This window comes from Janthinobacterium sp. FT14W, assembly GCF_009208755.1.
GTDB classification, from domain to species: Bacteria; Pseudomonadota; Gammaproteobacteria; order Burkholderiales; family Burkholderiaceae_D; genus Janthinobacterium; species Janthinobacterium violaceinigrum.
In genome coordinates, this window is record NZ_WFLL01000021.1 from 1 (window position 1) to 12,717 (window position 12,717).

Here is a 12,717-nt window from a genome sequence, read left to right on the forward strand (position 1 = left end):
GGCCGCCGTCGTGCTGCTGCTCGCCGGCGGCATGGGCGGCTGGCTGCTGCGCGGCGACAGCGACGCTGGCGACGACCTGCGGACGGCCAGCGCCAGCCCCCTGGCCCTGGCGCGCAACGCCGCCATCGCCCATGCCGTCTACACGCCCGAAGTGCGCCACCCCGTGGAAGTGGGCGTCGAGCAGGAAGCGCACCTGGTGCAATGGCTGTCGAAGCGCCTGGGCAGCACCCTGCAGCCGCCCGTGCTGTCGCCGCTCGGCTACCGCTTGATCGGCGGGCGTTTGCTGCCCGGCGATGGCGACGGCCCCGTGGCGCAGTTCATGTACGAAGATGGCAGCGGCAAGCGCCTGACCCTGTACGTGGCCAGGGAGCGGGCCGGCCGGCAGGAAACGGCGTTCCGCTACACGCAGGAAAAGGAACTGGGCGTGTTTTACTGGATCGATGGCCAGATGGGCTACGCCCTGTCGGCCAGGCTGCCGAAAACCGAGCTGGGCAAGATCGCCGACGCCGTGTATGCGCAGCTGGAAGCACATCGCTGAACCGCGGATAGGCGCTATTGCGGCGCCGGCGCGCGCCGCCGTGCGCACCGGCCGGCCAGGTGGATCAGGCTGGCGCACAGGCACAGGACGAGCCCGAAGGCGGCCACGCCCGTCCAGCCCAAGTGCGTCATCAGCCAGCCGCTGGCCGCCACGCCGGCGGCGCCGCCGAGAAAGGTGGCCGTCATGTACAGGCTGTTGATGCGGCCCTGCGCGGCCGGATCGGCGGCAAAGGCGCGCGTCTGGTTCGATACGAGGCCCGCCTGCACGCCGATATCGAGCACGATGACGCCGGCCACCAGCAGGATCAGCGAAGACTCGGCGCCCGCCAGCAGCAGATAGCCCAGCGTCACGATGCCGATGCTGGCGCCGACGACACGGCGCGGCCCCAGCTTGTCGGTAAACCGGCCCCCCAGGGTGGCGGCCAGCGCGCCCGCTGCGCCGATGATGCCGAAGCCGCCAGCCCAGGCGCTGCCCAGGTGCAATGGACCGTTGGCCAGCAGCGACGCCAGGTTGACCCAGAAGGCATTGAAGCAAGCCCACAGCAGCGACTGGACCAGCATGGCTTCACGGATGGGCCGATGGTCGCGGGCCAGCGGCCACAGCGACGCCAGCAGCCGCGCATAGGACAGCTGCGTGCCCGGTTTGCCTTGCGGCAGCAGGGCGGCGGCCGCGATCCACACGGGCACCATGCACGCCGCTTCCATGGCGTAGACGGCGCGCCAGCCCCAGGCCTCGCCCACCACCCCGGCCACCGTACGCCCCAGCAGGATGCCCACCATGATGCCGCCAACCACCGTTCCCACGGAGCGGCCACGCTCGCCGGGCGGCGACATCAGCGCGGCGAACGGCACCAGTTGCTGCGGCACGCAGCTGACGATGCCCAGGCCAAACGACGCCCCGATCAGCGCCCGGATGCCGGGCGCCAGCGCCGCCGCCAGCGCGCAGACGCAGGCCAGCGCGATCTGGCCCAGCACCAGCTTGCGCCGGTCGACACGGTCGCCCAGCGGCAGGAGCAAGGCCAGCCCCGTCGCAAAACCCAGCAGCGCCGCACCGGCGACGAGATCGACGGCCGCCAGGCCCACTCCCAGGTCCGCCTGGATCAAGGGCAGGATCGGCTGGGTGCAATAGATGTTGGTGATCACGGCGCCGGCGATGACGGCCATGATGAGGATCTTGCCGCGCGGCGCAGGCGTCGCGGCAGGCGCCTCAAGGGGAAGAACGGGCGCGGGGGGGACGGGTGTGGAGGAAACGGGCGTGGGGCGCATGGCGCTCTCCTTTCAGGGTGGCGCGGCAACATGCCGCGGCGAAGGAGACCAGCTTACGTACTTGCACCAGAAAAGAGAATCCCATAAGATTGAAAATCATTCTTCCATAATTTGATAGGATTTACATGGTAACGCTCCATGGATAGGCTGGAATCCATGACCATCCTGCTGGCGGTGGTGGACGCGGGCAGCCTGTCGGCCGCCGCGCGCCATCTCGGCATGCCGCTGGCTACCGTCAGCCGCAAGGTGGCGGCGCTGGAAACGCACCTCGGCACGCGCCTGCTGCACCGCACGACGCGCCAGCTGGCGCTGACGGAGGCGGGCGGTTCCTACGTGGCCGCATGCCGCCGCATCCTCGAGGAGATTGCGGAAGCGGAGCGCACGGCCACGGGCGAATACGTGGCGCCCAAAGGCGAGCTGACGGTCACCGCGTCCGTGGTGTTCGGGCGCCTGCACATCGTGCCCGTGGTAGCGGAGTTTCTCGCCCGGTATCCGGAAATCGAGATCAAGCTGGTGCTGACCGATCGCGTCGTGCACCTGATGGACGAGCAGGTCGACGTGGCCGTGCGCATCGGCGACCTGCCCGACAGCAGCTTCATCGCCACGCGCGTCGGCACGGTGCGCCGCGTCGTCTGCGCCAGTCCCGGCTACCTGGCCGCGCATGGCGTGCCGCTCGCGCCGGGCGACCTGGCCGCACACGACTGCATCAGTTTTGAAGTGCTGGAATCGCGGCGCGCCTGGGTCTTCGGCACCGGCAAATCGGCGCAGTCCGTGCCCGTGCATGCGCGGCTGGCCGTCAACACGGTGGACGCGGCGATTGCCGCCGCGACCCTGGGCGTGGGCGTGATCCGCGTGCTGTCGTATCAGGTCATGGACGCCCTGCGCGACGATGCACTGCGCATCGTGCTCGCACCGTTCGAAGCGGCGCCCCTGCCCGTCAGCCTGCTGCACAAGGGCCAGGCGCCGCTGCCGTTGAAATTGCGCGCCTTTCTCGATTTCGTCACGCCGCGCCTGCGCGCGCTTCAGCTGGACGCCATCTGAGCGCGCCGCAGTTCCGCATAGGCGTCGACCAGCCGTTCCTTGGAATAGCCGCGATTGAGTCCGCTGGGGTTGGGCAGTATCCACACGCGCGCGCCGCCGAAGCGTTCCGGCTGTTCGCCCCAGTCCAGCCGGCGTTTTCCCGTCATCGCCGCGTAGGCGGCCTTGCCCAGGAAAGCGATCCACCGGGGCTGCGCCCATGCCAGCTTGTGCAGCAGGCCAGCCGCCGCCTGCGCGAATTCGTCCTCCTCCACCTGGTCCGCGCGGCGGGTCGGACGCCCGACGGCCGCCGTCAGGCCCAGTCCGAAACCGAGCACGCTTCGATCGTCCTGCGGCGCCACCTGGTGCGGCGTGAAGCCGGCCAGGTGCAAAACGGGCCAGAAGCGGTTGCCGCGGCCGAGAAAATGGTGGCCGGCCGCCGCCGCATCCACGCCGGGATTGAGGCCGCAAAAAACCACCTGCAAGCCGGGAGCGAGAATATCGGGCAAACCTGCTGCCGGTGTGACGTGTTCCATAAAAAACTCCCCATGTCTGGAGCCGCAGTATAGAAGAACCTGTGCCGGCATGTGCTGGCCTGACCTGCAGCGCATGCCGGCTGGTGCTACCATCCCATGTTGATGTGCCAATCCGCCTGACGGACGGCCGTCACGCTTCTTCGCACCACCCCACTCCGAGGAATAAACATGACGACCCTGACCATCAATGGCAAGCAGCATGACCTTGCCCTGCCTGAAGACACCCCCCTGCTGTGGGCCCTGCGCGACGAACTGGGCATGACCGGCACCAAATTCGGCTGCGGCATGGCCCTGTGCGGCGCCTGCACCGTGCACCTCGATGGCGAAGCCATCCGCTCCTGCGTGACGCCCATGTCGGCCGCTGCCGGCAAGCGCATCACCACCATCGAAGCGGTGGGCGAAGACCAGGTCGGCCTGGCGCTGCAGCAAGCGTGGCAGGAGCACGGCGTGCCCCAATGCGGCTACTGTCAGGCGGGGCAGATCATGTCCGCCACGGCGCTGCTGCACAAGACCCCAAGGCCGAACGACCAGCAGATCCGCGAAGCGATGAGCGGCAATATCTGCCGCTGCGGCACCTACACGCGCATCCACGCGGCCATCAAGCAGGCCTCGGCCAGCATCAGCGCCAAAGGAGCGGCCAAATGAGCCCCCTCGACACGCTGTCCTCCCCCGCTTCGCCTGCGCGGCGCAACTGGCTCAAGGCCGCCGGCGCGCTGGCCGGCCTGACCCTGGTGGCCGGCCCTTCCGGCCTCGTGATGGCGGCCGACGCCGTCAAATACGGCGGCGACAAGATGGCCGGCGGCGTGGTCGACGACACCCTGGTCTTCCTGTCGATCGGCGCGGACGGCATCGTCACCATCGTGGCGCACCGCTCCGAAATGGGCCAGGGCATCCGCACCAGCCTGCCCATGGTGGCGGCCGACGAACTGGGCGCCGACTGGGCGCAGGTGCGCGTGCAGCAGGCACCCGCCGACGAAGCGCGCTACGGCAGCCAGGATACGGACGGTTCGCGCAGCATGCGCCACTCGTTCCGCGCCATGCGCCACGTGGGCGCCACGGCGCGCCTGATGCTGGAAACGGCGGCCGCCGTGCGCTGGGACGTGCCCGTCACCGAGGTGAAAGCCGTCAACCATGCAGTCGTGCATGCGGCCAGCGGGCGCTCGCTGTCGTTCGGCGCGCTGGCCGGGGAAGCGGCCAGATTGCCGGTGCCGCCGCGCGCGCGCATCAGCCTGAAAACGGCGGGCGAGCTGCGCTACATCGGGCAGACCAGTACGCGCGGCATCGACCTGCACGACATCGTCACGGGCAATACCCACTTCGGCATCGACACGCGCCTCGACGGCATGGCGTATGCCGTCATCGCCCGTCCGCCCGTGTTTGGCGGCAAGCTGAAAAGCGTGGACAAGACGGCGGCCCTGAAGGTGCCGGGCGTGCTGCGCATCGTCGAACTGGCAGGCAGTCCGCCGCCGGCCATGTTCAATCCGCTGGGCGGCGTGGCCGTCATCGCCAGGAACACCTGGGCCGCCATCAAGGGCCGCGAAGCGCTGGTGCTGGAATGGGAAGATGGCCCGAACGGCGGCTACGATTCGGCCGCCTTCCGCAAGACCCTGGAAGCCGCCGTGCGCCAGCCGGCCAGCCCGGCGCGCGACCAGGGCAAGACGGTGGCCGCCCTGGCCGCCGCGCCCGCCGCGCGCAAGTTCAGCGCCGAATACTATCTGCCCCACCTGGCCCACGCCACCATGGAACCGCCCGCCGCCACCGTGCGCATCGCCGATGGCAAGGCCGAAGTGTGGGCCTGCGTGCAGGCGCCGCAAGCGACGCGCAGCAACGTGGCCAAGGCCCTGGGCCTGGCGTATGACGACGTGACCGTCCACGTGACCCTGCTGGGCGGCGGCTTCGGGCGCAAATCGAAACCCGATTTCGCCGTCGAGGCGGCGCTGCTGTCGAAAGCCATGGATGGCGCGCCCGTCAAGCTGACGTGGACGCGCGACGACGACCTGCAGCACGACTACCTGCACACGGTATCCGTCGAACGGCTGGAAGCGTCGCTGGACGCGCAAGGCATGCCGACGGCCTGGCTGCACCGCACGGCGGCGCCCACCATCACCTCGACCTTTGCCGCCGGGGCGAACAAGCAGGCGCCGTTCGAGCTGGGCATGTCGGCCATCAACGTGCCGTATGCGATTGCGAACATCCGCGTCGAAGTGCCGGAAGTGCCGGCCCATACGCGCATCGGCTGGTTCCGTTCCGTATCGAACATCCCGCATGCCTTCGCCATCCAGTCGTTCACGGCCGAACTGGCCCACGCGGCAGGGAAAGACCACCGCGACTACCTGCTGGCGCTGCTGGGACCGGCGCGCAAGATCAACCCTTCCGACCTGTCCGACGGCTGGAACTATGGCGAAGACCCGGCGAAGTATCCGGTCGATATCGGCCGCATGCGCCACGTGATCGAGCTGGCGACCGCCAAGGCGGGCTGGGGCCGCAAGCTGCCCAAGGGGCGGGGGCTGGGCCTGGCCGTGTCCTACAGTTTCGTTACCTATGTGGCGGCCGTGATCGAAGTGGAGATCAACGCGGCCGGCGAAGTCATCGTGCCGCGGGTCGATATCGCCATGGATTGCGGACCGCAGATCAACCCGGACCGCGTGCGCTCGCAGATCGAAGGCGCTTGCATCATGGGCTTGTCCCTGGCCATGAGCGGCGAAATCAGTTTCAAGAATGGCCGGGTCGAGCAAAGCAATTTCCACGACTACGCCGTACTGCGGGCCGCCGACGCGCCGCGCGTGATCCACACGCACCTGGTGCCGGGCACCCTGGACATGGAGCTGGGCGGCGTGGGCGAGCCGGCCACGCCGCCCATCGCGCCCGCCCTGTGCAACGCCATCTTCGCCGCCACGGGCAAGCGCATCCGCGCCCTGCCCGTGGGCATGCAACTGGCGAAGAAGCGCTAACTGCGGCGCGCGAGGCCTGGCTGCAGCAGCGCGCCGCCGCCACGACGTGCACGCGCCGTGCGCCGCCTGCACGTCGATGGCGCGGAACGGGCCGATGAGCACACCTCGCTGACCATCGATGCGCACCGCCACTTGCGGCCGGTGGTGCATGCGCGCCAATTGACAGAGGATATCGCCCCCTCAACGAAAAAACCGCTGGCCCTCTTGCGAGGAACCAGCGGCTTCGAATTGGTTGCGGGGACAGGATTTGAACCTGTGACCTTCGGGTTATGAGCCCGACGAGCTGCCAGACTGCTCCACCCCGCAGAAGAATTATATACCAAATTGTTGCGCGGCGTAAAGGGCATGATTTGACAATGTCATTCCTGCCCCGCCTGCCGGAGTTGGCCGTTGGGTAAATTCAGGCAGAAATGAAAAAGCCGCCGGTCTTTTGCAAGAGTCGGCGGCTTTCGGTATTGGTTGCGGGGACAGGATTTGAACCTGTGACCTTCGGGTTATGAGCCCGACGAGCTGCCAGACTGCTCCACCCCGCACAAGAATTATAAGGGCAAACAGGTGGCTTAGGCAATAGCTATCTCAACTTCCGCTGCAATAGAGCCATTTAATTAAAAAATCCGGCCAATTGCCGGTTGGCATTGTGTCCGACCGTCACGCCACGCCGCACGCAATCGGTGTACAGTAAGCGTTACACTAGACATCATTCTTTTCCTAAGCCCGCCCATGAAATTCTGCTCCGAATGCGCCCACCCTGTCAGCCTGTCCATTCCGGAAGGCGACAACCGTCCGCGCTATGTCTGCGCCAACTGCGACGCCATCCATTACCAGAACCCGAAAATGGTGGTCGGCTCCATCCCCGTCTGGGAAGAGGATGGACAGCTGCAGGTCTTGCTGTGCAAGCGGGCCATCGAACCGCGCCTGGGCTACTGGACCCTGCCGGCGGGCTTTATGGAAAACGACGAGACGACGTCCGACGCGGCCGAACGCGAAACGGTGGAGGAAGCGGGCGCGCATATCGAACTGGGGCCCCTGTTTTCGCTGCTGAACGTGCAGCGCGTGCACCAGGTGCACCTGTTCTACCTGGCGCGTTTGCGCGACCTCGATTTCGCGCCCGGCATCGAAAGCCTGGAAGTCCGGCTGTTTACGGAAGCGCAGATTCCCTGGGACGACCTGGCCTTCCCCACCATCCGCGCCACCCTGGAACTGTTCTTTGCCGACCGCGTGAAAATCCGCGAAGGCGGCAGCTACGGTGTCCATACGGGCGACATCACGCGCCCGATGGCGCGCACGGATGCCGGGCAAGCCTCCTGACCTCGCTCACGCCGACACCGCATGATTCCCTGGCTCGACATCCACACCCCGTTTCCCGACGTCTCGCGCGCGCTGACCGACGAGGCGCCCGGCCTGCTGGCGGCCGGCGCCGACCTGTCGCCCGCGCGCCTGCTCGACGCCTACCGGCGCGGCATCTTCCCCTGGTTTTCCGAAGGCCAGCCCATCCTGTGGTGGAGCACCGATCCGCGCATGGTGCTGATGACGGCAGAGTTCAAGGTCTCCGACAGCCTGGCCAAGGCGCTGCGCAGGGTCGAGCGCAGCGCCGCCACGGACGGGCGCTGGCAGCTGCGCTTCGACGGCGACTTCGAAGGCGTCATGCGCGCCTGCGCGGCGCCGCGCAAGGATGGCCCGGGCACGTGGATCTCGGACGAGATCATCGCCGGCTACACGGGCTTGCACAAGCTGGGCTACGCGCACTCGTCGGAACTGTGGCTCGATGGCGAACTGGTAGGCGGCGCGTATGGCGTGTCGATCGGGCGCATGTTCTATGGCGAATCGATGTTCGCGCGGGTCACGGATGGCTCGAAGATCGCGCTGGCGCAGCTGGTGCGCTTTTTGAAGGCACGGGGCGTGGCCATGATTGACTGCCAGCAAGAAACAAAACACCTGGCCTCGCTGGGCGCGGCGCCCATTTCGCGCGCGCACTTCCTGGCCCACGTACGCGTCGCTATTGAAGCAGCGCAAATCACCGATTGGCGAGCTGCGCCATCCGCATAAAAAAGCTATGATATCTTCAGGCAGACATTCATTGCCGCGGACAGACCAGACAGGATCAGCATGACGCACCTGAACGAACTACCGTTTGCCACCCTGCAGTTCTACACGACGGCGCCCTACCCGTGCAGCTATCTGGACGACCGCCAGGCCCGCTCGCAGGTGGCCACGCCTTCGCACCTGATCAACAGCGACGTGTATTCGGAACTGGTGCGCAACGGCTTTCGCCGCAGTGGCATTTTTACCTACCGCCCGTACTGCGACGGCTGCCAGGCCTGCATTCCCGTGCGCGTGGTGGCGCAGTCCTTCGCGCCCAACCGCAACCAGCGCCGCGCGTGGAACCGGCATGCCGACCTGCAGGCGGGCGTGGCCAGCCTGTCCTTCCTCGACGAGCACTACGAGCTGTATCTGCGCTACCAGAGCACGCGCCATGCGGGCGGCGGCATGGACCAGGACAGCCGCGACCAGTATGCGCAGTTCCTGCTGCAAAGCAGGGTCAATACGCGCCTGGTGGAATTCCGCGATGCCGCAGGCACCCTGCGCATGGTCAGCATCATCGACGTGCTGGCCGATGGCCTGTCGTCCGTCTACACGTTCTTCGACCCGGACGTGGCGGGCGCCTCGTACGGCACCTACAACGTGCTGTGGCAAATCGCCCAGGCGCAGGAACTGGGCCTGCCCTACATCTACCTGGGCTACTGGATCGCGCAAAGCCCGAAAATGGCCTACAAGATCAACTTCAAGCCGCTGGAAGCGCGCATCAAGGGGCAGTGGGTGGTGATGTAAATCAAACCCAGCATGTAATGCCGGGGTCAGCCCCCCCGCGAGCGTTAGCGCCAAGCTCGGAGCTAACAATCGAGAGGGTCTGACCCCTGCCCTTCAGCTTATTTGCTCTTGTCCGGAAACGCCGGACGCGCAGGCCGCACGGGCGGGTTCTTCGCCAGCTCGACCTGGATCACTTCAATCGCCTTTTCCAGCTGCGGATCGCGGCCCGCGATGACGTCGGCCGGCGTTTGCTCCACTTCGATATCGGGCGGCACGCCTTCGTTTTCCACGCCCCAGCCGTTCTCGCGCGTCCAGAACGCCAGGTTGGGCGCCGTGATGAAGCCGCCATCCATCAGCACGGGGAAGCCGAGGATGCCCACCAGGCCGCCCCAGGTAGCCTTGCCGATCAAGGGACCCATGTTGTTCTTGCGGAACATCCACGGCAGCAGGTCGCCGCCCGAACCGGCCGTCTCGTCGATCAGCATGGCGCGCGGTCCCTGGATGGAGGCGGACGGCGTCTTCATGTCGGCGCCGTAGCGCATGGTCCACCAGGCGATTTCCTTCTTCTGCAGGATCTCGATGTAGTAATCGGCCACGCTGCCGCCGCCATTGAAACGCTCGTCGACGATGATGGCCTGCTTGTCCGCCTGCGGGAAGAAGTAGCGCTTGAAGTAGGTATGGCCCAGGCCCGCCGTATTGGGCACGTACACATACGCCACCTTGCCGCCCGTCGCCGCATTCACCTTGCGCATATTGCCTTCGATCCAGTCGCGGTTGCGCAAGGCATCCTCGGTAGGCACGGGCACCACGGTAATCGTGCGCGCGCCCTTGCCGTCCGCCGATGGCCCCACGGTCAGGTCGATGGCCTTGCCGGCCGTGTTCTCGAAGGCGCTGTACAGATTCGTCGGCGGCAGCAAAGGACGGCTGTCGACGGCCAGCAGGTATTCGCCCGCCTTGACGTTCAGGCCAGGCTCCGTCAGCGGCGCGCGCAGGGCGGGATTCCAGTTCAAGCCGCCATACACCTTCTTGAAGCGGTAATGGCCGTCGCTCACCTCGTAGTCGGCGCCCAGCAAGCCGCCCGGCACCTTCTTCGCCTCGATAAAATCGTCGCCGCCGCCGCCGCGGTGATGGCCCACGGCCAGCTCGCTGCACATCCACTGGATCAACCGGTTCAGGTCGGCGCGGCTGGACAGCTCGGGCAGGAAGACGGCGTACTTGTCGCGCATGGCCTTCCAGTCCACGCCGTGCATGCCCGGGTCATAGAAATAGTCGCGGTTGATGCGCCACACCTCATTGAAAATCTGCGTCCACTCGGCGCGCGGATCGGCCTTCACTTCGATGGCATCGACCTTGATCCTGCCCTCGCCCGGCGCCAGCAGCTTGCCCGTGGCCGACCCCATGGCCCAGTTCTCCTTCTGGCGGTACAGCAGCTTCTTGCCATCGGCCGAGACCTCGAAATCGTCCGCCTCCGCCACCACGGTTTCCGCCTTGCGCTCTTTCAAATCAAAACGCTGCACGGCCTTCTTGCCATCGCTTTCGCGCAGCAGAAAGATCTGTCCCGCAGCGCCGGCCGTCAGGTTGGAAAACTGCGCGGCCGGCAGCGGCAGGTCGACGATGCGCGTGGCGATACCGTCGAAATCGATGGCAATCGGCGCCACGGGCGCCACCGTGACTTTCGGGTCGTCGCGGCCCGTCTTCGGATCGACCTTCGGCTCGCTCTTCGCTTCCGCCTCCCCCTTCGCCGTGTCTTTTTTACTCTCCGCGCCGGCCGCCTTTTCCTCGTCGCTTTCCTTGATCAGCGGCGACGGCAAGTCGCGCCGCAGCACGGCCATCCACACGGTGCGCGTCACCAGGTTGTCTTCGTTCTGCTGCGAGAACCAGTTGTTGCTGGGGCCAGCATTCGTCGAAGCGAAGAAGTACAGGTATTTGCCGCTCTTGTCGAACACGGGCTGGGCCACGTCGGACAAGCCATCGGTCACGGGCATCGACTTGTTCTGCTCGACGGAATAGATATAGGCGCTGCGCGTGTAGGTGGGCGAATTGAGCGTGTAGGCCAGCCAGCGCGAGTCGGGCGCCCACGAGGCGCGCATGCTCTTGTCCACGCCATACATCGGCTCCGTGGCGATTTTTTGCACCTTGCCCGTGCCGACGTCGATCACGTACATGCTCCAGCCATTGTCGGCAAACGCGATCTTCCTGCTGTCGGGCGACCAGACGGCATTGTCATAGAAGCCGCTGCCATTGAGCTTGAACTTGCGTACGGCGCCCTTGCCGTCCTGCGAACGCACGTGCAGTTCATACTCGCCCGACTCGTCCGAAAAATACGCGACCGAGCGGCCATCGGGCGACCAGATGGGCGTGCGCTCGTGGGCGCCGGCCGTCTGCGTCAGGTTGCGCACGTCGCCCTTGTCGGCGGGGATGGTGACGATCTCGCCCCGGTACTCGAATGCCACGCGCGCACCCGAGGGCGAGATCGACGCATCGCGGATGTATTTCGCGTTCTTGACCCAGCGGGGGCGCGCCTGCCCCAGGTCGCTGGCCACGGCGATGGCCAGTCTGTGCGCCTGGCCGCTGGCGATATCAAACGAGTGCAAATAGCCGGCCTGCTCGTAGACGAGCGTGCCGTTCGCCGCCGAGGCGTTCAGCACGGGGAAATCCGTGTGCTGCGTCAGCTGGCGTACGGCCTTCGTCTTCACGTCGTACGCAAACAGGTTGAATTCGCCGTTGCGGTCCGAGCGGAAGTACACGGTATCGCCCAGCCACATGGGGTCGACGTCGTTCGAGCGCGTGGTGGGCTGGGGGATTTTTTCGATGGATTTGTCGGCCGACGAGAAGAGCCACAGCCAGGAATTGGTGCCGCCACGGTAGCGCTTCCACTGCTTGAAGGCGGGCGCCAGCGGGTTGTAGGCGATGCGCTTGCCGTCGGGCGAATAGGCGGCGCGCGAGGCGTTGGGGATGTCCAGCTGGCTTTCCACGCCGCCCGTCACCGGCACCGTAAACAGCTTCTGGAAGCGGTTGTTGAAGGCGGCGCGCGGAGAGGTAAACATCACGGCCTTGCCGTCGGGGGTGAAGGCCTGCGCCAGGTCCGCGCCCGGGTGGAAGGTCAGGCGGCGCGGCACGCCGCCCGCCGCCGCGATCACGTACACGTCCACATTGCCGTCGATGTTCGCGCTATACGCGATCAGGCTGCCGTCGGGCGAGAAGACGGGGTTGGACTTGTCGCCCAGGTCCGAGGTCAGGCGCCGCGCGCCGCCGCCGTCGAGGTTCGACAACCACAGGTCGCCCGCATAGATGAAGGCGATGTGGCGGCTGGAGACGGCCGGTTCGCTCAGCATGCGGGTGTCTTGCGTATTGGGCAGTGCCAGGGCCGGGTGGCTCAGCAGCAGTGCGCTGGCGGCTGCGATGGCCGTCAAGATGCGTGTCTTTTTCAATCGATGTCTCGCTTATGAAGTCAACAGAACAGAGAAGAAACAGGAAAGTCCAAGGCCGGATGCGAATTATCAATGGATCAATATTGCATTTAGCCAACAAGAACTATACACCCGACCGCTGCGTGGAACACGGTAAAATACGGCACTTATTCCGCGCGCCGCCAGCCGTTC

10 protein-coding genes and 2 tRNA genes are annotated in these 12,717 nt (G+C 66.3%); 7 read left to right on the plus strand and 5 right to left on the minus strand.

What is annotated here, in order from left to right:
* Positions 1 to 538: anti-sigma factor family protein (locus tag GCN74_RS15225; protein ID WP_226939060.1), on the plus strand; the 538-nt coding region annotated here is incomplete at its 5' end.
* A gap of 14 nt (positions 539 to 552) precedes the next feature.
* On the opposite strand, the gene GCN74_RS15230 is transcribed toward GCN74_RS15225, so the two are convergent.
* On the minus strand, positions 553 to 1,803 hold the full coding sequence (locus GCN74_RS15230; protein WP_152257471.1) for an MFS transporter: 1,251 nt from the start codon (positions 1,801 to 1,803) through the stop codon (positions 553 to 555).
* Positions 1,804 to 1,941: 138 nt separating this feature from the next.
* Here GCN74_RS15230 and GCN74_RS15235 point away from each other — a divergent pair, with 138 nt between their 5' ends.
* Entirely contained in the window at positions 1,942 to 2,844 is a 903-nt protein-coding gene (locus GCN74_RS15235; RefSeq protein ID WP_152257472.1) for a LysR family transcriptional regulator, read from the plus strand.
* Here GCN74_RS15235 and mug read toward each other — a convergent pair.
* Complete coding sequence (gene mug, locus GCN74_RS15240) at positions 2,826 to 3,356, minus strand: G/U mismatch-specific DNA glycosylase (protein WP_152257473.1); 531 nt, start codon at positions 3,354 to 3,356, stop codon at positions 2,826 to 2,828. The two genes, GCN74_RS15235 and mug, sit on opposite strands and share 19 nt — an antisense overlap.
* Before the next feature lie 168 nt (positions 3,357 to 3,524).
* Between mug and GCN74_RS15245 the strand changes: the two genes are divergently transcribed.
* Together GCN74_RS15245 and GCN74_RS15250 are read left to right on the plus strand one after the other, a co-directional pair.
* Positions 3,525 to 4,001, plus strand: coding sequence for a (2Fe-2S)-binding protein (locus GCN74_RS15245; protein ID WP_152257474.1), 477 nt, complete (start codon positions 3,525 to 3,527; stop codon positions 3,999 to 4,001).
* A complete protein-coding gene (locus tag GCN74_RS15250) occupies positions 3,998 to 6,307 on the plus strand; it encodes a xanthine dehydrogenase family protein molybdopterin-binding subunit (protein WP_152257475.1) in 2,310 nt (769 codons plus the stop codon). Before GCN74_RS15245 ends, GCN74_RS15250 begins: the two co-directional genes overlap by 4 nt.
* Positions 6,308 to 6,536: 229 nt before the next feature.
* Here the strand turns inward: GCN74_RS15250 and GCN74_RS15255 are convergent.
* Together GCN74_RS15255 and GCN74_RS15260 are read right to left on the minus strand one after the other, a co-directional pair.
* A tRNA-Met gene (locus GCN74_RS15255) sits at positions 6,537 to 6,613 on the minus strand.
* A gap of 150 nt (positions 6,614 to 6,763) precedes the next feature.
* A tRNA-Met gene (locus tag GCN74_RS15260) sits at positions 6,764 to 6,840 on the minus strand.
* A 187-nt stretch (positions 6,841 to 7,027) separates the two neighbouring features.
* Between GCN74_RS15260 and GCN74_RS15265 the strand changes: the two genes are divergently transcribed.
* From GCN74_RS15265 to GCN74_RS15275, 3 genes are read left to right on the plus strand one after another with little or no spacing between them, the layout of a single operon-like run.
* Positions 7,028 to 7,615 (plus strand): NUDIX hydrolase, encoded by a 588-nt coding sequence (locus GCN74_RS15265; RefSeq protein WP_152257476.1) that lies wholly within the window; start codon positions 7,028 to 7,030, stop codon positions 7,613 to 7,615.
* A 21-nt stretch (positions 7,616 to 7,636) separates the two neighbouring features.
* Positions 7,637 to 8,353 (plus strand): leucyl/phenylalanyl-tRNA--protein transferase, encoded by a 717-nt coding sequence (aat, locus tag GCN74_RS15270; protein WP_152257477.1) that lies wholly within the window; start codon positions 7,637 to 7,639, stop codon positions 8,351 to 8,353.
* A gap of 60 nt (positions 8,354 to 8,413) precedes the next feature.
* Positions 8,414 to 9,136 (plus strand): arginyltransferase, encoded by a 723-nt coding sequence (locus tag GCN74_RS15275; RefSeq protein ID WP_152257478.1) that lies wholly within the window; start codon positions 8,414 to 8,416, stop codon positions 9,134 to 9,136.
* A 98-nt stretch (positions 9,137 to 9,234) separates the two neighbouring features.
* On the opposite strand, the gene GCN74_RS15280 is transcribed toward GCN74_RS15275, so the two are convergent.
* Positions 9,235 to 12,528: a S41 family peptidase gene (locus tag GCN74_RS15280; protein WP_226939061.1), complete on the minus strand. Its 3,294-nt coding sequence runs from the start codon at positions 12,526 to 12,528 to the stop codon at positions 9,235 to 9,237.
* Positions 12,529 to 12,717 lie beyond the last annotated feature (189 nt).